At 72.5% G+C, this 20,779-nt stretch carries 20 protein-coding genes; 14 read left to right on the top strand and 6 right to left on the bottom strand.

From position 1 onward, the window contains the following. Positions 1-47: 47 nt before the first annotated feature. Both N6H00_RS18850 and N6H00_RS18845 read right to left on the bottom strand, forming a co-directional pair. A complete protein-coding gene (locus N6H00_RS18850; RefSeq protein WP_268972933.1) occupies positions 48-1,190 on the bottom strand; it encodes an NADH-quinone oxidoreductase subunit D in 1,143 nt (380 codons plus the stop codon). A 91-nt stretch (positions 1,191-1,281) separates the two neighbouring features. Continuing rightward, on the bottom strand, positions 1,282-2,307 hold the full coding sequence (locus tag N6H00_RS18845; RefSeq protein ID WP_268972932.1) for an SAM-dependent methyltransferase: 1,026 nt from the start codon (positions 2,305-2,307) through the stop codon (positions 1,282-1,284). Positions 2,308-2,416: 109 nt separating this feature from the next. On the opposite strand from N6H00_RS18845, the gene N6H00_RS18840 reads away from it, so the two are divergent. Further along, positions 2,417-3,613, top strand: a complete 1,197-nt coding sequence (locus N6H00_RS18840) for a sensor histidine kinase (protein WP_268972931.1) — start codon at positions 2,417-2,419, stop codon at positions 3,611-3,613. A 117-nt stretch (positions 3,614-3,730) separates the two neighbouring features. Beyond that, positions 3,731-4,429, top strand: a complete 699-nt coding sequence (locus N6H00_RS18835) for a response regulator transcription factor (protein ID WP_268972930.1) — start codon at positions 3,731-3,733, stop codon at positions 4,427-4,429. Between the two features lie 142 nt (positions 4,430-4,571). Here N6H00_RS18835 and N6H00_RS18830 read toward each other — a convergent pair whose 3' ends face one another. Together N6H00_RS18830 and N6H00_RS18825 are read right to left on the bottom strand one after the other, a co-directional pair. Then, positions 4,572-4,928, bottom strand: coding sequence for an ArsR/SmtB family transcription factor (locus tag N6H00_RS18830; RefSeq protein ID WP_268972929.1), 357 nt, complete (start codon positions 4,926-4,928; stop codon positions 4,572-4,574). A 99-nt stretch (positions 4,929-5,027) separates the two neighbouring features. Beyond that, positions 5,028-6,110, bottom strand: coding sequence for a DUF5937 family protein (locus N6H00_RS18825; RefSeq protein ID WP_268972928.1), 1,083 nt, complete (start codon positions 6,108-6,110; stop codon positions 5,028-5,030). Between the two features lie 99 nt (positions 6,111-6,209). On the opposite strand from N6H00_RS18825, the gene N6H00_RS18820 reads away from it, so the two are divergent. Next, positions 6,210-6,560, top strand: a complete 351-nt coding sequence (locus N6H00_RS18820) for a hypothetical protein (RefSeq protein WP_268972927.1) — start codon at positions 6,210-6,212, stop codon at positions 6,558-6,560. On the opposite strand, the gene N6H00_RS18815 is transcribed toward N6H00_RS18820, so the two are convergent. Then, a complete protein-coding gene (locus N6H00_RS18815) occupies positions 6,541-7,752 on the bottom strand; it encodes a threonine aldolase family protein (RefSeq protein ID WP_268972926.1) in 1,212 nt (403 codons plus the stop codon). The two genes, N6H00_RS18820 and N6H00_RS18815, sit on opposite strands and share 20 nt — an antisense overlap. 147 nt (positions 7,753-7,899) lie before the next feature. On the opposite strand from N6H00_RS18815, the gene N6H00_RS18810 reads away from it, so the two are divergent. The 10 genes from N6H00_RS18810 to N6H00_RS18765 all read left to right on the top strand — a co-directional run bounded on the left by N6H00_RS18810 (position 7,900) and on the right by N6H00_RS18765 (position 16,980). Next, positions 7,900-8,835 carry a Rossmann-like and DUF2520 domain-containing protein gene (locus tag N6H00_RS18810; RefSeq protein ID WP_268972925.1) on the top strand — a complete coding sequence of 312 codons (936 nt, stop codon included), beginning with the start codon at positions 7,900-7,902 and terminating at the stop codon, positions 8,833-8,835. Continuing rightward, complete coding sequence (panC, locus tag N6H00_RS18805; RefSeq protein WP_268972924.1) at positions 8,832-9,803, top strand: pantoate--beta-alanine ligase; 972 nt, start codon at positions 8,832-8,834, stop codon at positions 9,801-9,803. Before N6H00_RS18810 ends, panC begins: the two co-directional genes overlap by 4 nt. Then, entirely contained in the window at positions 9,800-11,638 is a 1,839-nt protein-coding gene (locus N6H00_RS18800) for an L-aspartate oxidase (protein WP_268972923.1), read from the top strand. Before panC ends, N6H00_RS18800 begins: the two co-directional genes overlap by 4 nt. Beyond that, positions 11,635-12,675: a carboxylating nicotinate-nucleotide diphosphorylase gene (nadC, locus tag N6H00_RS18795; RefSeq protein ID WP_268972922.1), complete on the top strand. Its 1,041-nt coding sequence runs from the start codon at positions 11,635-11,637 to the stop codon at positions 12,673-12,675. The genes N6H00_RS18800 and nadC overlap by 4 nt, the downstream gene beginning before the upstream one ends. Positions 12,676-12,782: 107 nt before the next feature. Continuing rightward, positions 12,783-13,580, top strand: coding sequence for a type III pantothenate kinase (locus N6H00_RS18790; protein WP_268972921.1), 798 nt, complete (start codon positions 12,783-12,785; stop codon positions 13,578-13,580). Positions 13,581-13,975: 395 nt separating this feature from the next. After that, a complete protein-coding gene (locus N6H00_RS18785; protein ID WP_268972920.1) occupies positions 13,976-14,905 on the top strand; it encodes a hypothetical protein in 930 nt (309 codons plus the stop codon). 228 nt (positions 14,906-15,133) lie between these two features. Next, positions 15,134-15,316: a hypothetical protein gene (locus N6H00_RS18780; RefSeq protein WP_268972919.1), complete on the top strand. Its 183-nt coding sequence runs from the start codon at positions 15,134-15,136 to the stop codon at positions 15,314-15,316. A gap of 167 nt (positions 15,317-15,483) precedes the next feature. Further along, the gene (locus N6H00_RS18775; RefSeq protein WP_078962213.1) at positions 15,484-15,879 is read left to right on the top strand and encodes a BlaI/MecI/CopY family transcriptional regulator; all 396 of its coding nucleotides are present in this window, start codon (positions 15,484-15,486) and stop codon (positions 15,877-15,879) included. Positions 15,880-15,901: 22 nt separating this feature from the next. Further along, positions 15,902-16,423: an amino-acid N-acetyltransferase gene (locus N6H00_RS18770; protein WP_268972918.1), complete on the top strand. Its 522-nt coding sequence runs from the start codon at positions 15,902-15,904 to the stop codon at positions 16,421-16,423. A gap of 221 nt (positions 16,424-16,644) precedes the next feature. After that, the gene (locus tag N6H00_RS18765) at positions 16,645-16,980 is read left to right on the top strand and encodes a histone-like nucleoid-structuring protein Lsr2 (RefSeq protein WP_268972917.1); all 336 of its coding nucleotides are present in this window, start codon (positions 16,645-16,647) and stop codon (positions 16,978-16,980) included. 5 nt (positions 16,981-16,985) lie between these two features. On the opposite strand, the gene N6H00_RS18760 is transcribed toward N6H00_RS18765, so the two are convergent. Beyond that, the gene (locus N6H00_RS18760) at positions 16,986-17,579 is read right to left on the bottom strand and encodes an SCO3374 family protein (RefSeq protein WP_268972916.1); all 594 of its coding nucleotides are present in this window, start codon (positions 17,577-17,579) and stop codon (positions 16,986-16,988) included. Between the two features lie 491 nt (positions 17,580-18,070). Here N6H00_RS18760 and N6H00_RS18755 point away from each other — a divergent pair, with 491 nt between their 5' ends. Continuing rightward, positions 18,071-20,596 carry an ATP-dependent Clp protease ATP-binding subunit gene (locus tag N6H00_RS18755; protein ID WP_268972915.1) on the top strand — a complete coding sequence of 842 codons (2,526 nt, stop codon included), beginning with the start codon at positions 18,071-18,073 and terminating at the stop codon, positions 20,594-20,596. Positions 20,597-20,779: the final 183 nt, after the last annotated feature.

The following is a 20,779-nucleotide window of genomic DNA, read 5'->3' as shown; positions in this document are numbered from 1 at the left end:
CGCGGCCCGCCGCCGGCACCGGCTGCTCGCGGACGGCTGCTCGCGGACTACTTGTCGATGTCGCCGACGACGAAGAAGAGCGACCCCAGGATCGCCACCATGTCGGCGACGAGGGTGCCCGGCAGCAGCTCGGTGAGCGCCTGGATGTTGTTGTACGAGGCCGAGCGGAGCTTCAGCCGGTACGGCGTCTTCTCGCCCTTGGAGACGAGGTAGTAGCCGTTGAGACCGAGCGGGTTCTCGGTCCAGGCGTAGGTGTGGCCCTCGGGCGCCTTGAGCACCTTCGGCAGCCGCTGGTTGATCGGGCCCGGCGGGAGCGCTTCGATCCGGTCCAGGCAGGCGTCGGCCAGCGCCAGGGAGTTGTGGGTCTGCTCCAGCAGGCATTCGAAACGGGCGAGGCAGTCGCCCTCCTCGCGGACGACGACCTTGAGGACGTCCTGGAGGTCCCCGTACGCCAGGTACGGCTCGTCGCGCCGCAGGTCGAAGTCGACGCCCGAGGCCCGCGCGATGGGGCCGCTGACCCCGTAGGCGTGCACCGTCTCGCGCGCCAGCACGCCGACGTCGCGGGTGCGGCCGCGGAAGATCTCGTTGCCGAGCACCAGGTCGTCGTACACGTCCATCCGCGAGCGCACCTCGGCCACGGCCTGCCGGGCCCGGCCCAGCCAGCCCGCCGGGAGGTCGTCCTTGAGGCCGCCGACCCGGTTGAACATGTAGTGCATCCGGCCGCCGGAGATCTCCTCCATGACGTGCTGGAGGTCCTCGCGCTCCCGGAACGCGTAGAAGATCGGCGTGATGCCGCCCAGCTCCAGGGGGTAGGAGCCGAGGAACATCAGGTGGTTCAGGACCCGGTTGAGCTCGGCGAGCAGCGTACGGGTCCACACCGCCCGCTCCGGGACCTCCATGCCCAGCATCCGCTCGACGGCCAGGACCACGCCGAGCTCGTTGGAGAAGGCGGAGAGCCAGTCGTGGCGGTTGGCGAGCATGATGATCTGCCGGTAGTCGCGCGCCTCGAAGAGCTTCTCCGCGCCCCGGTGCATATAGCCGATCACCGGCTCGGCGCTGTGGATCCGCTCCCCGTCGAGGACCAGCCGAAGCCGCAGCACGCCATGGGTGGAGGGGTGCTGTGGGCCGATGTTGAGCACCATGTCCGTGCTCTCCGCGGCGCCGCCGATGCCGACCGTCGTCTCCGTCATGCCCCCAGTCTCTCAGCTCCCCGAACGCCCCTCGCGGGTGCTCCCCGGCCCCGGACGGGGCTCCTGCGCTCCTTGGGATGTCCGCCGCCGGTCACAGGTGGCGGAGGGCGGCGCAGGCGGGACCCACCGGGTGGAGGAGCCAGGTGAAGGCGCCCAGACCGGCCGGGTCGGTCAGCTCCGCGGCCTCGCCCGCCGCGCTGAGGGCGCGGACGTAGCCGACGGGGTCGGTGGTGGCCAGGGTGAGCGGGGGGCGACGGGCGTCGAGGCCCAGGGCACGCAGCGCCTCGGCCTGCGTCATCAGCCCGGAGCCGGGCCCGGCCGCGGCGGCGCACGCGTCCATCGCGACGTGCGCCGTCAGATCGCACGAGCCGTCCGGGACGGGCCGGACCTCGCGCCCCGCCCGGAAGCCGGTCAGCGTGCCGAAGGGGGGACGGGCGGCGCGTTCGTGGGCGTAGTCGACGGCGACCGCCAGGCCCGCCCGCAGGGAGCGCACGGCCCGTGCCCAGGCGGCGTCGCGCGGGTGGCCGATCTCGCCCCGCAGCCCCGGTTCGGCGCCCGCCAGGGGCCACCAGCGGGCCAGCCATTCGGCGTCCTCGCCGGCCACCGGGGCGCCGAGCCGCTCGGTGCCGTCCCCGGCCGTCAGATCCACCTCGACCCGGCGCGGCACGCCGTCCGCGTCGGTCTCGGCGACGTCCACCGGGACGTTGTCCAGCCACTCATTGGCGAACAGCAGCCCCACGCACCCCTCCGGCGGGGCGTCGAGCCAGGCGATCCGCCCGTCCAGGCCGGCCGGCCGCTCCGCCCGCTCCACCGCGTACGCACGCAGCCGCCGGCCCAGTCCGTGCGGCAGGCCGGGGGCCAGCGCGAGCACCCCCGTGAGCAGTTCGCCGCGGCCGGCGCCCAGGTCCACCAGCGCCAGCTCCGCGGGGCGTCCCAGCGCCTCGTCCACGCGCTCCAGCAGCCGTGCCACCGCTTGGGCGTAGAGCGGTGAGGCATGCACCGACGTGCGGAAATGCCCCGCCGGGCCCTCCGCGCTCCGGAAGAAGCCGCCCATCCCGTACAGCGCCTGTTCGGCCGCCGTACGCCATCCGCTCCACTCATGCTGCTCAGTCGCCACTCCGCCACGCTAAACGGAGTCGTATCCACCTTGGGGAGTAGGACCGGGTGGTACGGATCGCCCCTCGGGCTGACCCGAGAGGGTCTCCGCGCTACCTACGCTGGGTGACGTGCAGCGCCTCTACGAATTCCTCCGCAGGCATCCGACGGGGGTGGACACCTTCTGGGCCGTCCTCCTCGTCGGTTTCGGGTTCCTGTGGCTCGTGGAGGCGTCCGTGGGCGCGGAGCCCCGGGGCGCGGCCGTGCCGATCATCCTGGCGCTGGGCACGACGATCGCGCTGCGCCGCCGCGCCCCCGAGAAGATGCTGGCGCTGGCCATTCTGTGCGGGGTCGCCCAGATGGCCACGGGCATCCGGCCCAACCCCACCGACTTCGCCATGCTGGTGATCGTCTACACGGTGGCGGTCACCTGCTCGCGCCCGGCCTCCCGTTTCGCGCTGGGCGCGGCGCTCAGCGCGACCCCCCTCTCGGTCCTCCGCTGGCCGCACGCCGAGCAGACCTGGTGGGCGAACGTCGTCTCGACGGTCTTCGCGGCCATTCCCTTCGTCCTGGCCTGGGTGCTCGGCGACTCGATCCGCACCCGCCGCGCCTACTACGCCCAGCTCGAGGAGCGCGCCGCCCGGCTGGAGAAGGAGCGCGAGGCCCAGTCGAAGGTCGCGGTGGCCGCCGAGCGCGCCCGGATCGCGCGGGAGCTGCACGACGTCGTGGCGCACAACGTGTCGGTGATGGTGGTCCAGGCGGACGGCGCCGCGTACGTCATGGACACCTCGCCCGAACAGGCCCGGCAGGCGCTGGAGACGATCTCCGGCACCGGCCGCCAGGCGCTCGCCGAGATGCGGCGGCTGCTGGGCGTGCTGCGCACCGGGGAGCCGGGCGAGGAGAACGAGTACGTCCCCCAGCCGGACGTCGAGCAGATCGACGAGCTGGTGGAGCAGGCGCGCGGCGCCGGGCTCCCGGTGGACTTCAAGGTGGTGGGCAGCCCGCGCCAGCTGCCCAGCGGGGTCGAGCTGACCGCGTACCGCATCGTGCAGGAGGCGCTCACCAACACCCGTAAGCACGGCGGCCCGGACGTGGGCGCGAGCGTCCGCCTCACCTACTTCGACGACGGGCTCGGGCTGCTGGTCGAGGACGACGGGCGGGGTGCGCAGCGCGAGATGTACGAGGACGGCGGCGCCGACGGCAGCGGCCACGGGCTGATCGGGATGCGGGAGCGCGTCGGCATGGTGGGCGGCACGCTCGACGCGGGCCCGCGGCCGGGCGGCGGCTTCCGGATCAGCGCACTGCTGCCGCTGAAGCCGGTCCGCTGAGCGGTGGGCGCGCCATGAGCCGCACGTGCACGTGTATGCCCGTATGTGCTCGTCATCAGACCAGGTTGTCGGCTGGTTGTCGGCCGGCTGTCGGCCAGAGGGAAGGGACCCGTCCGGATGTCGATCCGCGTCATGCTCGTCGATGACCAAGTGCTGCTGCGCACCGGCTTCCGGATGGTGCTCGCGGCCCAGCCCGACATGGAGGTCGTCGCCGAGGCGGGAGACGGGGTGGAGGCGCTGGAGGCGCTGCGCTCCACGGAGGTGGACGTCGTCCTCATGGACGTCCGGATGCCGAAGCTGGACGGGGTGGAGACGACCCGGCGGATATGCGAGCGGGAGGGGGCGCCGAAGGTCATCATCCTGACCACGTTCGATCTGGACGAGTACGCCTTCTCCGCGCTCAAGGCCGGGGCGGGCGGCTTCATGCTCAAGGACGTGCCGCCGGAGGAGTTGCTCACGGCGATCCGCGCGGTGCACAGCGGTGACGCGGTGGTCGCGCCCAGTACGACGCGCCGGCTGCTGGACCGGTTCGCGCCGATGCTGCCGGGCAGCGGGGGAGCCGGCGGGGCGGTGGGCCGGGACCGTCCGGAGCTGGCGCGGCTCACCGACCGGGAGCGGGAGGTGATGCTGCTGGTCGCGCAGGGGCTGTCGAACGGCGAGATCGCGGCGCGGCTGGTGCTGTCCGAGGCGACCGTGAAGACCCATGTGGGCCGCATCCTCACCAAGCTGGAGCTGCGCGACCGGGTGCAGGTGGTGGTGATGGCCTATGAGACGGGGCTGGTACGGGCCGGGGGCTCGGCCGGACCGGCCCGCTGAGACGGCGTCCTTACGGCCGTGTTCACGGCGGTGACGGCCGCCTTACCGCCGTGACGGCCGCCTTACTGCCTGGGCGGGCGTCTTACTGCCTGGATGGGCGTCTTACCGCCTGGGTGGGCGCCTTACCGCCTGGGTGGGCGCCTTACCGTTCGTCCTCGCCGCGGGCACTGTCCTCCTGCCGCTCGCGCAACACCAGGTCGAGCAGTCCGGGGAAGCGCTGGTCGAACTCGGGGCGGCGCAGCCGGTTGACCCGCTTGGGGCCCTGGTCGCGCTGTTCGATCAGCCCGGCCGCGCGCAGCACCGAGAAGTGGTGGCTGAGGGCCGCCTTGCCCACGGGCACGTCGAAGGTGCCGCAGGTGCGCTCCCAGTCGGCCGCCGTGGCCAGCTCGCGGACCAGCTGAAGCCGCACGGGATCGGCGAGCGCCGCGAGCGCGGTCTGCACGGGGACGTCGTCGGGGTGGGTGTGCTCGGGCGCGGCCCGGTGGCTCCGGTTGCTCATCGCTGCTCTGCTCCTCCGCCGCTCACGGCCCACGCACGGCCCCGGCTGATGTTCGCTGTGGGGTGAACATCCTAGGCGGGCGGGGCCGGGCATGCGGCCCTACCGCAGGACGCTCTCCAGGAAGTCGCTGCCCAGCCGGGCCACCGAGGTCAGCTCGAGCTGGTGCAGCACATAGCGGCCACGGCGGCGGGTGGTGAGGAGACCGGCCTTCTTCAGGACGGCGATATGGCGGGAGACCTCCGGGGGCGTGATGCCGTGCGACTCGGAGAGTTCACCGGTGGTGTGCGGGCCGCGGGCGAGGGTGCGGCACAGGCGCATGCGCATCGGGTGGGCCAGGGCATCGAGGCGGCGCTGGACGAGCTCCAGGGCGGCGGGCGGGGGCAGCTCGGGGGTGGTGACCGGGTACTGGACCACCGGGCGCCAGCCGGGGGCGTGGACGACGAAGAGATGCGGCCAGCCGAAGGCGGTCGGGATGAAGGTGATGCCGTCGCCGGACGCCGTCGTACGGCCGCCCGCCAGCTTGTCGACCAGGACGCGGTCCCCGTCCTCCGACAGCGACAGCGCCGCCGAGGCCGCCGCCAGCGCCTCCGCGAGCCCCTTGCGCCGTAGCAGCTCGGCCTTGTGGCGGGCGTCGGCGGCCAGCTGGACGCGCACCCGCCGCCAGGTGTCGGCGAAGAACGCCTGGTCGCAGTCCTCCAGCAGCCGCCGCAACCACACCCGCAGCCCGTCCGGGTCCGCCAGCATGCGATCGGTGAAGGCCGCCTGCCGAGGCCCCCGGGCCGCCGCCATCTCGCGGACCCGGGCCCGTTCGTCCGCGTCGACCAGCGGCGAGGGGGTGTGCTGGGTGTACGAGGCGGAGCATGCGATCTCGAAGGCGGCCGTCACGAACGTTTCGTCGTCGATCCGGTCCAGCGCGTCCAGCTCCTCCGCGAGCGTCGCCCCGGGGACGGCCGGGAGGAGCAGATCGGAGCGGGCCGAGCGCCACAGGAAGTCGGCTTCGTGCAGCCGGTCCGCGAGATCCGGTTTGAGGCCGGAGGCGGTGGCGGTGGCCCAGCCGTGCAGCCCGGGGTGGTGGCCGGGCTCGGACAGCACATGGAGCGCGGCGCCCAGCTCGGCGAGCGGGGACGGGCTGAAGACGATGCGCTCGGGCGGTAGCCCGGCGATGTCGATGACGTTGGCCATGTGCCCATGGTGCGGGAGTCCCCCGTCGGCGCCGCCCTCGTTTGACGGCCCTCGTCAATCGGCGTGACCCGCGCCCGGGGCCGGGCGGACGGTCGAGCCATGTCCCTCGCCGAGCAGTACGCACTCGACCTGTACCGGGCCGCCCAGCGCGGCGAACCCGCCCCGCCCGCACCGGGCCGGCACCACTGGCGCACCCTCCGGGAGCTGCGGGAGTACCGCGACTTCCGGCGGGTGCTGGCGGAGCGCCCGGTCCGCCGCCGCGGCCGTCATGGCCGCCTTACGGACGCGCTGCGCGCCGTAAGGGCCCTCAGCGTCCTGTGGACTGGGACAGCAGGCGCACGAGCCGCGACAGCCGTAAGAGCCGTGCGATCCGTGGACGCCGTGCGATCCGTGCACGCCGTAAGAGGGGTCCGACGCCCTGCGGCGCCGGTCAGCCGTCCTCCTTCATGAGCTCCCGGACCCGCGCCAGGAAGGCGTCGGCCGCGGCCGTGACGTCGTCGGCGGTCCACTCCAGTGCGGGTGAGGCGACCGTCACCTCCGTGGTGGCCAGTCCGGGCGGCCCCGGCTCCGCCCAGCGCCGGAACAGCGTCGTCCGGGTCTCCTCCGCCAGCCGCACCCCCGCCTCGTCCAGCACCGCCGCCGGATACGGCAGCCACACCTGGAACTGGTGGGTGTGCGGCACCTCGGGATGCACCCGCGACCACGCCACCCCCGCCGCCGTGAACGCCTTCCGCAGCGCCTCCGCCACGACCCGGGCGTGTGCCACGTACGACGGAAGCCTCGGCAGTTCGCGGTCCAGGCCGGCCAGCGCGGCCAGTGCGGCCGGCCACTGCTGGAAGACCTGGCCGCCGTACCGGTGGCGCCATGCCTTGGCCTCCGCCACCAGGGTCTCGGGCCCGGCCAGGGCGGCCCCCGAGATGCCGTCGAGCGACTTGTAGAAGGACACGTAGACGGAGTCCGCCAGGGCGGCGATCTCCTCCAGCCCCCGGCCGAAGTGCGCCGTGCACTCCCACAGCCGCGCCCCGTCGAAGTGCACCACCGCGTCCCGCTCCCGGGCCGCCTCCACGACCGCGACCAGCTCGTCCCACTCGGGCAGCAGGAATCCGGCGTCGCGCAGCGGCAGTTCGAGGGCGAGCGTGCCGAACGGCTCGTCGAGGTCGCGGACCTCCTCGGCGGTGGGCGGCCGCGGCTCGCGCGTCGTAGCCACCGCGCGCAGCCCGCTCACCGTCAGATACGCGTCCCGCTCGTGCACCTCCAGATGCGCCAGCGGATGCACCGCCACCACCGGGGTGCCGGTGCGCCCCGCCCAGCAGCGCAGCGCGATCTGCTGCGCCATGGTGCCGGTGGGGAAGAACGCCGCGGCCTCCATGCCGAGCAGTGCGGCGACCCGCCGCTCCAGCTCCTCCACGATCCCGTCGCCGTAGACGTCCACGTATTCGTCCCCGCCGTACGACGGGCCGTCGGCCGTAAGGGCGGCCAGCCGCTCGGCGATCCGCCCATTCGCCGACGGCCGTGCGAGCGTCCGCTCGGAGGCGTGCCAGGCCGCGAGGCGGCGTGCTCGCGCGGCCCGCTCCGGGTCGCCCCCCGTGCCGTCGGCCACCTCGTCCGTGCCGCTGTCCGTGCCGTCCGTGTCGTCCGTCATGGGCCGATGATGTCGTACGGACGTCCCTCGGACCACAGAGTTGTCCACAGGCCCGGGTGTGCGGCCAAACCCCCCGGAAACACTCGCGTAGCATGGCGGGGAATCGTCCGGTACCCCCTGAGGACTGGAACGGAAGGCCGCTGTCGCGTGAACGCACAACCACTTCCCGAGCCGCGGGACCGACCTGCCCGGCTCACCGTCGGGGTCGTCGGCGCGGGCCGCGTCGGCCCCGCCCTCGCCGCCTCGCTCCGGCTGGCCGGGCACCGCCCGGTCGCCGCGTCCGGTGTTTCCGACGCCTCCGTGCGCCGGGCCGCCGCCCTGCTTCCCGAAGTCCCGGTCGTCCCGCCCTCCGAGGTGCTGGCGCGGGCCGAGCTGGTGCTGCTCACCGTCCCCGACGACGCCCTGCCCGAGCTGGTCAGCGGTCTGGCCGAAACCGGTGCGGTGCGCCCCGGCCAGCTGCTGGTGCACACCTCCGGCCGCTATGGGGTCGGTGTGCTGGAGCCGGCGCTGCGGGCCGGTGCGCTGCCGCTCGCGCTGCACCCCGTCATGACCTTCACCGGCACCTCGGTGGACGTCCAGCGGCTGGCCGGCTGCTCCTTCGGCGTCACCGCCCCCGAGGAGCTGCGGCTGGCGGCCGAGGCGCTGGTCATCGAGATGGGCGGGGAGCCCGAGTGGGTCGCGGAGGAGGCCCGTCCGCTCTATCACGCCGCCCTCGCCATCGGTGCCAACCACCTCACCACGCTGGTCGCCCAGTCCATGGAGCTGCTGCGCGCGTCCGGGGTCGAGGCCCCCGACCGGATGCTCGGCCCCCTCCTCGGCGCCGCGCTGGACAACGCGCTGCGCAGCGGCGACGCCGCGCTGACCGGTCCGGTCGCGCGCGGCGACGCGGGCACGGTCGCCGCACACGTCGCGGAGCTGCGGCGGCACGCCCCCCAGGCCGTCGCCGGCTATCTGGCCATGGCCCGTACGACCGCGGACCGGGCGCTCGCGCACGGCCTGCTCAAGCCGGAGCTCGCGGAGGACCTGCTGGGCGTGCTCTCCGATGTGACCGATGTGCGGGGCCGGGGAGGTACCGAGGCATGAGCCCGAAGCTGTGGACCAAGGCGCTTCCCGGGGAGCCGGATGTGGAGCTGTTCCGTCATCGCTCGGAGCTGGACGCGGCGCTCGCCCACTTCGCCGTGCCGGGGCGCACGGCCGTCGTGATGACCATGGGCGCGCTGCACGACGGGCACGCCTCGCTCATCCGCGCCGCCCGCGCCCGGGTGGGCGCCAAGGGGCTGGTGACCGTCACCGTCTTCGTCAACCCGCTCCAGTTCGGCGCGGGCGAGGACCTCGACCGCTATCCGCGCACCCTGGACGCCGACCTCAAGGTCGCGGCCGCGGCGGGCGCGGATATCGTCTTCGCCCCGGCCGGCGAGGAGGTGTACCCGGACGGGGAGCCGCGCATCCGGATGGCCGCCGGCCCCATGGGCGAGGGCTATGAGGGCGCGTCGCGGCCCGGCCACTTCGACGGGATGCTCACCGTCGTCGCCAAGCTGCTCCACATCACCCGCCCCGATGTCGCCTTCTTCGGCGAGAAGGACGCCCAGCAGCTGGCGCTGGTCCGCCGGATGGCGCGCGACCTGAACTTCCCGGTCGAGATCGTCGGCGTCCCCACCGTCCGGGAGGGCGACGGCCTCGCCCTCTCCAGCCGGAACCGCTATCTGTCCGCCCAGGAGCGGGACACCGCGCTGGCCCTGTCCCGGGCGCTGTTCGCGGGGCGGGACGCGGGGCTGCTGGCGGCCGGGGAGGCCCCGGCCGACGCCGAGGAGCACGAGCTGATACGGGTCGCGTCCCCCGACGCGGTGCGGTCCGCGGCGCGCGCGGTGCTCGACGAGGCGGCCACGCTCGAACCGCCGCTGGTCCTCGACTATCTGGCCCTGGTCGACCCCGCCGACTTCACCGAGGTCTCCGACGGGCACACCGGCGAGGCCGTGCTGGCCGTCGCGGCCAAGGTCGGCGCCACCCGCCTGATCGACAACATCCGCCTGTGGATCGGAGCCGCCCGATGAGCCGCCCGACCGGGCGGCCGGCGGCCGACGTCGCGGCGCCCGCCCTCGCGCTGCGCGCCCCCGCCCCCGGCTGGGCCATCGAGGCCGATGTCGTGGTGGTCGGCTCCGGTGTCGCCGGGCTGACCGTCGCGCTGCGCTGCGCCGCGGCCGGCGCCAAGGTCACCGTGGTCACCAAGGCCCGGCTGGACGACGGCTCCACGCGCTGGGCCCAGGGCGGCATAGCCGCCGCCCTCGGCGAGGGCGACACCCCTGAGCAGCATCTGGACGACACCCTGGTCGCCGGCGCCGGGCTCTGCGACGAGCGGGCCGTACGGACGCTGGTCACCGAGGGGCCCGACGCGGTGCGCCGGCTGATCACCACCGGCGCCCGCTTCGACGCCGACGACGACACCGGCGAGATCCTGCTGACCCGCGAGGGCGGCCACCACCGCCGCCGGATCGCCCACGCGGGCGGCGACGCGACCGGCGCGGAGATCTCCCGGGCCCTGGTCGAGGCGGTGCGCGCGGCCGGTATCGACACCGTGGAGAACGCCCTGGTGCTCGACCTGCTCAAGGACGGCTCCGGCCGGGCGGCCGGGGTCACCCTGCACGTCATGGGCGAGGGCCGGCGGGACGGCGTGGGCGCGGTGCGCGCGGACGCCGTCGTCCTCGCCACGGGCGGTATGGGCCAGATCTTCTCCGCGACCACCAACCCCGCCGTCTCCACCGGTGACGGGGTCGCGCTCGCGCTGCGCGCGGGGGCCGAGGTCAGCGATCTGGAGTTCGTGCAGTTCCACCCCACGGTGCTGTGGCTGGGCCCGGAGGCGGAGGGCCAGCAGCCCCTGGTCTCGGAGGCGGTGCGGGGCGAGGGCGCGTATCTCGTCGACGCCGACGGGGTGCGCTTCATGCGAGGGCAGCACGAGCTGGCCGAGCTGGCGCCCCGGGACATCGTCGCCAAGGGCATCATGCGCCGGATGCGGGAGCGAGGCGCCGAGCACATGTACCTCGACGCCCGCCACTTCGGCGCCCGGATGTGGGAGCGGCGCTTCCCGACCATCCTCGCCGCCTGCCGCGCGCACGGCATCGACCCGGTGACCGAGCCCATCCCGGTCGCCCCCGCCGCGCACTACGCGAGCGGCGGGGTCCGCACCGATCTGCGCGGCCGCACCACCGTTCCCGGCCTCTACGCCTGCGGGGAGGTCGCCTGCACCGGGGTCCACGGCGCCAACCGCCTGGCCTCCAACTCCCTGCTGGAGGGCCTGGTCTTCGCGGAGCGCATCGCGGACGACATCGCGGGACGCAGCGCGGAGGACCTCGCGGACGACATCGCAGCAGGCGGCGCGGAGGGCATCGCGGGCCGCGGCCCGGAGCACATCGCCGCCGGGCCCCGGCCCGCCGGGACCGCAGCGCCCGCGCGTCCCGCCCCGGACGCCGGTGGCCCGCCCCTGCTCGCCTCCGAGTCCCGCTACGAGATCCAGCACATCATGACCCACGGCGCCGGAGTCCTCCGCTCCGCCGAGAGCCTGGCCCGTGCCGCCGACCGGCTGGACCGGGTGCACGACGACGCCGCGGAGGAGCTGCGGCGCGACGGCAAGACGGCCGAGCCCGGGGTCGAGACCTGGGAGGCCACCAACCTCCATCTCGTCGCCCGCGTCCTGGTCGCCGCCGCGCTCCGCCGCGAGGAGACCCGCGGCTGCCACTGGCGCGAGGACCGCCCCGAGCGGGACGACGCCGCCTGGCGCCGCCACCTCCTGGTCACCCTCCGCCCGGACGGCGCCCTGGATGTCCGTGCCACGGACTCCGAAGCGTTCCCCCCACCGATCACCCCTCGAACCGAGACGGAGTCCCGCCCGTGAGCAGCAGCACCTCCGAAGACCGCCAGCCACCAGTGGCCCTGCCGCTGTTGCAGATCGGCCGCCCCGGTGAGGGTTCGGGCTGCGGTGACGCCTGCGGCTGCGGCGGGGACGACGCCGACGGCTATGGGCTCGACCCGATGGAGTGCGGTCTGGACCCCGATCTCGCCGCGCTGCTGGTCGCCGCCGGACTCGACCCCGTCCAGGTCGAGGACATCGCGCACATGGCCATCGAGGAGGACCTCGACCAGGGCGTGGACGTCACCACCGTGGCCACCGTCCCCGAGGACGCCTTCGCCACCGGCGACTTCACGGCCCGTGAGGCGGGCACCGTCGCGGGGCTGCGGATCGCCGAGGCGATCCTGTCCGTCGTCTGCACGGACGCGTTCGAGGTCGAGCGGCATGTCGAGGACGGCGACCGGGTGGTGGCCGGCCAGAAGCTGCTCAGCGTCCGCACCCGCACCCGCGATCTGCTCACCGGCGAGCGCAGCGCGCTCAACCTCCTGTGCCGCCTCTCCGGTATCGCCACCGCGACCCGCGCGTGGGCCGACGCACTGGAGGGGACGAAGACCAGGGTCCGGGACACCCGTAAGACCACCCCGGGGCTGCGTGCCCTGGAGAAGTACGCGGTGCGTTGCGGCGGCGGCGTCAACCACCGGATGTCGCTCTCGGACGCCGCGCTGGTCAAGGACAACCACGTGATCGCGGCGGGCGGCGTCGCGGAGGCGTTCGGCGCGGTGCGGGCCGAGTTCCCGGATGTGCCGATCGAGGTGGAGGTCGACACCCTCGACCAGATCCCGCCGGTCCTGGAGGCGGGCGCGGATCTGATCCTGCTGGACAACTTCACCCCGGAGCGCACCCGCGAGGCCGTCGAGCTGGTCGCCGGGCGCGCCGCCCTGGAGTCCTCGGGCCGGCTGACGCTCGCGGGCGCCCGTACGTACGCCGAGACGGGCGTCGACTATCTGGCGGTCGGGGCGCTCACCCACTCCTCCCCGATCCTGGACATCGGCCTGGACCTGCGCGAGGCCGAGGCGAGCTGACCCATGCTGCTGACCATCGACGTCGGTAACACCCGCCCGCCCGTCACCCCACCCACCACCCCAGGGCCGGACCTCGGCCGTGAGTCCGCCCGGAAGCGGTGCCGCCCATGCTGCTGACCATCGACGTCGGTAACACCCACACCGTGCTGGGCCTCTTCGACGGCGACGAGATCATCGAGCACTGGCGGATCTCCACCGACGCCCGCCGCACCGCCGATGAACTCGCCGTCCTGCTCCAGGGCCTGATGGGCATGCACCCGCTGCTCGGCGAGGAGCTGGGCGACGGCATCGCGGGCATCTCCATCTGCTCCACCGTCCCCTCGGTGCTCCACGAGCTGCGCGAGGTGACCCGCCGCTATTACGGCGATGTGCCGTCCGTCCTGGTGGAGCCGGGGGTGAAGACCGGGGTGCCGATCCTGGTGGACAACCCCAAGGAGGTCGGCGCCGACCGGATCATCAACGCGCTGGCCGCCGTCGAGCTGTACGAGGGTCCGTGCGTGGTCGTCGACTTCGGCACCGCGACGACCTTCGACGCGGTCAGCGCCCGCGGTGAGTACCTGGGCGGGGTGATCGCGCCGGGCATCGAGATCTCGGTCGAGGCGCTGGGCGTACGCGGGGCGCAATTGCGCAAGATCGAGCTGGCCCGCCCACGCAGCGTGATCGGCAAGAACACGGTGGAGGCCATGCAGTCCGGCATCCTCTACGGCTTCGCGGGCCAGGTCGACGGGATCGTCCGCCGTATGGCGCGAGAGCTGGCCCAGGACCCGGAGGACGTCACCGTGATCGCCACTGGCGGGCTGGCGCCCATGGTGCTAGGAGAATCCTCAGTGATCGATGAGCATGAGCCCTGGCTGACTCTCATCGGCCTCAGACTGGTCTACGAGCGGAACGTCTCGCGCGGCTGAGCACCGGCGATCAGCTCTTCACCTGCGTGCTCGACCGCATTGACGGCATTCCGAAACGAATTCCCGCGCTCTGGAATCGTCAGGCGCACCGATCGCTCTTCGCCATTGGGTCAAGGAGCGATCGAGGGAAAGACGGCACTTCGAATTCCGTATTGACAAGCGGAAGAGGCCGTCGACCACATGCACCGGCACCCGGATGCGACGGTCCGCCCCCGGGTGCCGGGTTCGGCCGGGGCCGCGTCGACGCGGCCCCGGCCGACGCCTCCCCCGTATGGCGGCCGTAATGGCGGCCAGGTGGCGCGCGCAATGGCCGGCCGCGAGCTGGCGGCACCCGCAACGCGCCGCACCGTCCGACGCTCAGCGAAATTTGTCCGCTTAGCACTTAAAGTCGCCCCATGCCCACGCCATATGGATCCCGCGGCGGAATGGCGTTCAGTGCGGATGAGCTGCGTGTGCTCCGACGCGCCCTCGCCATCGCCCTCCAACCCGACCCCGTCACCCCCTCTGCCGGCCCCCTCGGCCCGGACCGGGCGGAGGAGGTCCAGGACTGTCTCCGGCTCGCCGAGGCCGTGGACGAAGCGGTCCGCGAGGGCGGGCGGCTGCGAGCGTTCCTGCTCGATGAGCTCGCCCGCTACCGCGCCGCGCTGCCCGGGGCCGCCGTCGGCTACCTCGAGCAGCTCCAGGGCGCCCTCGCGGCCGGTTACGAGCCGCTCGCCGAGGACCTGGCCGCGCTCCGCACGCTGTGCGGGTCGGCCGCCGGGGGCGGTGAGGCGACGCGCCGGCGCGCGCTGCTGAGCCACTGTGAGCGGCTCGCCGAGCGAGGCGTGCGCACCCGGCTCGCGGAGCGCGCCGGCGCCGCCGCAGAGCCGCCCACGCGCCCTCTGGCGCCCCGGCTGCGCGCCCTGCCCGGCGGGGTCTCGGCGGCGGCCGGGAAGGCCGCGCAGGGGGCGTCCCGGAACGCGGAGGAGGCCGTGCGGGGAGCGGCGGTTCGGAGCGCGCGAGAGGCCGCGCAGGAGGCGGCTGCGAACGGGCAGAAGGCCGGGTGGGACGCCGCGCTGGAGACCGGGCAGAAGGCCGGGTGGGGCGCCGCGCTGGAGGCCGGGCAGAAGGCCGACGAGCCGAAGCGGGCGCCGCGCAAGAAGCCCGTGGCGCCCGAACACGGCGACCGCGAGGAGCCGAGGCGAGGGGAGCCGGCCCGCCGGGCGCCGCGCCCGGGGCGTCCGGTGCCCACGCCGGCGGAGGTCTTCCCGCCCAAGCGCCGCCCCTCGCCGCCCCCGGAGCACGAATCGAGGCTCGGCCCGGACGCCGGGGCCCGTTCCGCCTGACAGGTGACCGGTGACCGGTGGCAGGGGGGGCAGGCGGCAGATGACCGATGAACGGGCCCTGGGCCGGTCGCCGGGGCCGTTCCGCCTGGTCCCGGGGCCGATCCCCGCACCGGCGCCCGCCCCGGCCCTCGGGCCCCGGGCCGCCACGTCCGGGGCGGGTGCCCGGCTCCGGCCGGCCGCGGCGGGCCGCGTAACCTGGTGGTCTCGAGCAAAAGGAGGCCGAGAGCCATGGATTACGTCTCCGCGCTGGTCCCGCCCGTCGTGATGGCCGTGGCCTTCACCGCGCTCATCGTGACGATGGTGAAGAGCCAGGGCGGCGCCAACAAGGCCAAGGAGGACGCCGCGGTGGACGCCGCGCTGGCGGCCCGCGCCGAGGCGGAGGGCCCGGCCTCGGCGCGTGAAGCGTCCTGATCAAGCCGATCTGACGCCACCGCGCACACCACGGCCGCGGTACGCCGCGGCACATGGGACCACACCGCACCACGCCCCGGACGCACCGCGTCCGGGGCGTGTGTCTTTTCCAGGCAAACATCCCGGACATCCCGACATTCGGGGCATCTCCCACTATTATTCTCGGTGTGCCTAGGCCATTGGGAGATCTCGAAGACGCGGTCATGACGCGGGTGTGGAAGTGGAACCGCCCGGTCACGGTCCGGGAAGTCCTGGAAGACCTTCAGCGGGAACGCTCGATCGCCTACACCACGGTCATGACCGTAATGGACAACCTCCATCACAAGGGCTGGCTGCGCCGGGAGGTGGAAGGCCGCGCCTATCGATATGCGGCGGTCTCCACCCGCGCCGCCTACTCGGCCGCACTGATGAACGAAGCGTGGTCGGCCAGTGACAACCCCGCGGCCGCCCTCGTCGCGTTCTTCGGGATGATGTCCGAAGAGCAGCGCGACGCACTACGGGATGCCATGCGCGTCGCACAACTGGGGGAGCCGGGGGAGAGCCCCGGTGAGTCGGGGCGATGACCCGGGGCGATAGCGTCCGGTCATGTCCTCAGCACTATCAAAAGTAGTCACCGTCCGCCGTGCCCGGACCAGCGATGTACGGGCGGTGCGCCGACTCATCGACTCCTACGTGGCCGATGGCATCCTGCTCGACAAAGCCACCGTGACGCTTTACGAGGACATCCAGGAGTTCTGGGTCGCCGAGCGCGACGAGGACGGTGAGGTCATTGGCTGCGGCGCGCTGCACGTCATGTGGGAAGACCTCGCGGAGGTCCGCACTCTCGCCGTCGATCGGTCTCTCAAGGGCAGCGGCGTAGGCCACGTGGTGCTCGACAAGCTGTTGCAGACGGCCCGCTGGCTGGGCGTGCGGCGCATTTTCTGCCTCACCTTCGAAGTCGACTTCTTCACCAAGCACGGCTTCGTGGAGATCGGCGAGACGCCGGTCGACGGCGATGTCTACAGCGAGCTCCTGCGTTCCTATGACGAGGGCGTCGCCGAGTTCCTTGGTCTCGAACGGGTGAAGCCGAACACCCTTGGCAACAGCCGGATGCTTCTGCAACTGTGATCGCGGGCCCTATGTCCGAATCGCTCCCCTATCACATAGCTCCGGAACATCGCCTTCCATGAGCCTTCCCGCTTGGTCGATCGGTCGAACCTTCCCGGGGGGTTTGTGTTTTTCCGGGAAAAGCGGTTTCCTATTCTCCCGTAGTGTAATTACCTGGGGGGTGAGTCATCAGCGGCTAAGGCCGCGCCCCGAGCCCCCCGGTTTTCCCTGAAAGGAACCCCATGGCACAGAAGGTTCAGGTCCTTCTTGTCGACGACCTCGACGGCGGCGAGGCGGACGAGACCGTGACGTTCGCGCTGGACGGCAAGAGCTACGAGATCGACCTCACCACCGCCAACGCGGACAAGCTCCGTGACGCACTGGAGCCCTACACCAAGGGCGGCCGGCGCACCGGTGGCCGGGCCTCCGGCGGCCGCGGCAAGACGCGCGTGGCGTCGGGCGGCAGCCAGGACACCGCGAAGATCCGCGCCTGGGCGAAGGAGAACGGCTACGAGGTCAACGACCGCGGCCGTGTCCCGGCGACCGTTCGTGAGGCGTACGAGAAGGCCAACGGCTGAGCGCGTCAGCCTTCCCCGGCTCGCCGCTGCCTGGGCAGCGGCCGGGCGCGCAGCAATCGGGCTCGGTGGCACTCGGTGGCCGCCGCACCCACGAGCCGCACAAGATCGGGGGCGCCCCCATCGCCCCCGAAGCCTGTCCTCGGCAGCGTCGGCTCCACCTCGCCCTTCGGGTCGGGAGGTCGCAGCCATACGGCGGCCTCCTGCCGGCACCGTTCACCGGGCGCCCCGGCGGCCAGGGGCAGGGGCCAGGAGGAGGCGCGGCAGGGAGCGGTGATCCGGCCTCCGGCCCCGATCGCGCTCAGGTCCAGGGGCACACCGCCCCACTCCAGCCAGTCGAGCAGCCCCGGCAGCTCGTCGGCGCAGCCGGCGGCCACCAGAAGCCGCATCCAGGCGCCCTCCACCGCGACCGGACCGGTCCGCGGCACGCGCCTCAGCATCGCGAAACCGGCCACGGCCGGCAGCTCGATGACGTCGAAGGCCACCCCCGTGAGCAGCTCGACGGGATCGCTGCCGGCCGTCGGCCAGCCCAGCTCCCGCTCGTACCAGCGTGACAAGGCGGCCGGTGCGGACCGCCGCACGCCGTGAGCCCTGGGGATCATGCCCGGCAGAACGTCCCGCCCACCCGCTTGGTTACGTACGCCATGGGTCACCCGGGTCATCACGGTCCGTACGGGCCTCTGCGCACACCGTGCCCGAAAGGGCCCCTACAGGGGTGGTGAACGGGCGCAAGGTTGTTCGCCCGTAGCGGATGGAACCGGCCCGTGCGGCATGGAGTATCTGTGCTTGCGGGTAAGACATCCCTAGTGGGGAGGGGCGGTCCGCGTGTCAGGAGAAAGCGGCGTTCGCCATCGGCGTACTGGCGGTCGGCGTAGATGCCTGGCCTGCGGGAACATCGTCTCGCACCATCGGGTTGAAGCAGGTGTCGGCTGTTCGGGCATTGGCCAGTGGCTGTTTGCCCCGTGCGAGCGGGGGTGATCCGGACGGTTGTCGGCAGTTGGAATGAGCTGTCCCGGGTTGCGGGACTAGCATGCGGAAGGACAGGGAGGGGATCGTCCCCGATCTTTCTGACCGCTCTGAGGAGCGATTAACGATGTTCGAGAGGTTCACCGACCGCGCGCGGCGGGTTGTCGTCCTGGCTCAGGAAGAGGCCCGGATGCTCAACCACAACTACATCGGCACCGAACACATTCTCCTGGGCCTGATCCACGAGGGTGAGGGTGTCGCCGCTAAGGCCCTGGAGAGCCTCGGGATTTCGCTCGAGGCGGTCCGCCAGCAGGTGGAGGAGATCATCGGCCAGGGCCAGCAGGCCCCGTCCGGGCACATCCCCTTCACCCCCCGTGCCAAGAAGGTCCTGGAGCTGTCGCTCCGCGAGGCCCTTCAGCTCGGCCACAACTACATCGGTACGGAGCACATCCTGCTCGGCCTGATCCGCGAGGGCGAGGGCGTCGCCGCCCAGGTCCTCGTGAAGCTGGGCGCCGATCTGAACCGGGTGCGGCAGCAGGTCATCCAGCTGCTCTCCGGCTACCAGGGCAAGGAGGCCGCCACCGCCGGCGGCCCGGCGGAGGGCACTCCCTCCACCTCGCTCGTCCTGGACCAGTTCGGCCGCAACCTCACCCAGGCGGCCCGCGAATCCAAGCTCGACCCGGTCATCGGGCGCGAGAAGGAGATCGAGCGGGTCATGCAGGTGCTCTCGCGCCGTACCAAGAACAACCCGGTCCTCATCGGCGAGCCCGGCGTCGGTAAGACGGCGGTCGTCGAGGGACTGGCCCAGGCCATCGTCAAGGGCGAGGTGCCCGAGACCCTCAAGGACAAGCACCTCTACACCCTCGACCTGGGCGCCCTGGTCGCCGGCTCCCGCTACCGCGGTGACTTCGAGGAGCGCCTGAAGAAGGTGCTCAAGGAGATCCGCACCCGCGGCGACATCATCCTGTTCATCGACGAGCTCCACACCCTGGTGGGTGCGGGCGCCGCCGAGGGCGCGATCGATGCCGCGAGCATCCTCAAGCCGATGCTGGCGCGGGGCGAGCTCCAGACCATTGGCGCGACCACGCTCGACGAGTACCGCAAGTACCTGGAGAAGGACGCGGCCCTGGAGCGCCGCTTCCAGCCCATCCAGGTCGCCGAGCCGTCGCTGCCCCACACCATCGAGATCCTCAAGGGCCTGCGGGACCGCTACGAGGCGCACCACCGCGTCTCGATCACGGACTCCGCCCTGGTCGCGGCCGCCACCCTGGCCGACCGCTACATCTCGGACCGCTTCCTGCCGGACAAGGCGATCGACCTGATCGACGAGGCCGGTTCCCGGATGCGGATCCGCCGGATGACCGCACCGCCGGACCTGCGCGAATTCGACGAGAAGATCGCCGATGTGCGCCGGGAGAAGGAGTCCGCGATCGACTCGCAGGACTTCGAGATGGCCGCGGGCCTGCGGGACAAGGAGAAGCAGCTCCTGGCCGCCAAGGCGAAGCGGGAGAAGGAGTGGAAGGCCGGCGACATGGACGTCGTCGCCGAGGTCGACGAGGAGCTGATCGCCGAGGTCCTGGCCACGGCCACCGGTATCCCGGTCTTCAAGCTGACCGAGGAGGAGTCCTCCCGGCTGCTGCGCATGGAGGACGAGCTGCACAAGCGCGTCATCGGCCAGAAGGACGCCATCAAGGCGCTCTCCCAGGCCATCCGGCGCACCCGTGCGGGCCTCAAGGACCCCAAGCGCCCCGGCGGCTCGTTCATCTTCGCGGGCCCGTCCGGTGTCGGTAAGACCGAGCTCAGCAAGACCCTCGCCGAGTTCCTCTTCGGCGACGAGGACGCGATGATCTCGCTCGACATGTCGGAGTTCAGCGAGAAGCACACCGTCTCGCGGCTCTTCGGCTCCCCGCCCGGATACGTGGGCTACGAGGAGGGCGGCCAGCTCACCGAGAAGGTGCGCCGCAAGCCGTTCTCCGTGGTCCTCTTCGACGAGGTCGAGAAGGCCCACCCGGACATCTTCAACTCGCTGCTCCAGATCCTGGAGGACGGTCGGCTGACCGACTCCCAGGGCCGGGTCGTGGACTTCAAGAACACGGTGATCATCATGACCACCAACCTCGGCACCCGGGACATCTCCAAGGGCTTCAACCTGGGCTTCGCCGCCCAGGGCGATGTGAAGACCGGCTACGAGCGGATGAAGGCCAAGGTCAACGAGGAGCTGAAGCAGCACTTCCGGCCGGAGTTCCTGAACCGTGTCGACGACACCGTCGTCTTCCACCAGCTCACCGAGAGCGACATCATCCAGATCGTCGACCTCATGATCGCCAAGGTGGACGAGCGGCTCAAGGACCGCGACATGGGCATCGAACTCAGTGGCGAGGCCAAGAAGCTGCTGGCCAAGCGGGGCTACGACCCGGTCCTGGGCGCCCGGCCGCTGCGCCGGACGATCCAGCGCGAGGTCGAGGACGTGCTCTCGGAGAAGATCCTCTTCGGTGAGCTGCGTCCGGGCCACATCGTGGTCGTGGACACCGAGGGCGAGGGTGAGGAGAAGAAGTTCACCTTCCGCGGCGAGGAGAAGGCCGCGCTGCCGGACACTCCGCCGATCGAGTCCGCCGCCGGTGGCGCGGGCCCGAACCTCAGCAAGGAGGCGTGACGCGGAGCCGTCTCTCGCCTCGGGGCCGCCCCGGACCGTTCCCCGGTCCGGGGCGGCCCCCTTTTGTGCGGGTGCCGCTTGTGCGGGTGCCGCTTTGTGCGGGGCTTTGTACGGGGCTTTGTGCGGGTGCCGCGTAGGCGCGCCCTGAGGGGCCTGTGACGCCCCGGGAGGCCGAACCCTCCG

The sequence above is a fragment of the Streptomyces sp. S465 genome (genome assembly GCF_026898115.1).
Taxonomy (GTDB): domain Bacteria; phylum Actinomycetota; class Actinomycetes; order Streptomycetales; family Streptomycetaceae; genus Streptomyces; species Streptomyces luomodiensis.
The sequence above is the reverse complement of the archived record's forward strand: the minus strand, read 5'-3'. Positions and strand labels throughout refer to the sequence as shown.

What these genes read in the sequence shown, in the direction of transcription:
- N6H00_RS18825 (WP_268972928.1), bottom strand. Translation starts at nt 6,110, where the DNA reads ATGGCCAACGTCATCGACATCGCCGGGCTACCGCCCGAGCGCATCGTC.
- N6H00_RS18820 (WP_268972927.1), top strand. Translation starts at nt 6,210, where the DNA reads ATGTCCCTCGCCGAGCAGTACGCACTCGACCTGTACCGGGCCGCCCAG.
- N6H00_RS18755 (WP_268972915.1), top strand. Translation starts at nt 18,071, where the DNA reads ATGTTCGAGAGGTTCACCGACCGCGCGCGGCGGGTTGTCGTCCTGGCT.
- N6H00_RS18815 (WP_268972926.1), bottom strand. Translation starts at nt 7,752, where the DNA reads ATGACGGACGACACGGACGGCACGGACAGCGGCACGGACGAGGTGGCC.
- N6H00_RS18765 (WP_268972917.1), top strand. Translation starts at nt 16,645, where the DNA reads ATGGCACAGAAGGTTCAGGTCCTTCTTGTCGACGACCTCGACGGCGGC.
- N6H00_RS18790 (WP_268972921.1), top strand. Translation starts at nt 12,783, where the DNA reads ATGCTGCTGACCATCGACGTCGGTAACACCCACACCGTGCTGGGCCTC.
- N6H00_RS18835 (WP_268972930.1), top strand. Translation starts at nt 3,731, where the DNA reads ATGTCGATCCGCGTCATGCTCGTCGATGACCAAGTGCTGCTGCGCACC.
- N6H00_RS18780 (WP_268972919.1), top strand. Translation starts at nt 15,134, where the DNA reads ATGGATTACGTCTCCGCGCTGGTCCCGCCCGTCGTGATGGCCGTGGCC.
- N6H00_RS18760 (WP_268972916.1), bottom strand. Translation starts at nt 17,579, where the DNA reads ATGATCCCCAGGGCTCACGGCGTGCGGCGGTCCGCACCGGCCGCCTTG.
- panC (WP_268972924.1), top strand. Translation starts at nt 8,832, where the DNA reads ATGAGCCCGAAGCTGTGGACCAAGGCGCTTCCCGGGGAGCCGGATGTG.
- N6H00_RS18785 (WP_268972920.1), top strand. Translation starts at nt 13,976, where the DNA reads ATGCCCACGCCATATGGATCCCGCGGCGGAATGGCGTTCAGTGCGGAT.
- N6H00_RS18850 (WP_268972933.1), bottom strand. Translation starts at nt 1,190, where the DNA reads ATGACGGAGACGACGGTCGGCATCGGCGGCGCCGCGGAGAGCACGGAC.
- N6H00_RS18770 (WP_268972918.1), top strand. Translation starts at nt 15,902, where the DNA reads ATGTCCTCAGCACTATCAAAAGTAGTCACCGTCCGCCGTGCCCGGACC.
- N6H00_RS18800 (WP_268972923.1), top strand. Translation starts at nt 9,800, where the DNA reads ATGAGCCGCCCGACCGGGCGGCCGGCGGCCGACGTCGCGGCGCCCGCC.
- N6H00_RS18830 (WP_268972929.1), bottom strand. Translation starts at nt 4,928, where the DNA reads ATGAGCAACCGGAGCCACCGGGCCGCGCCCGAGCACACCCACCCCGAC.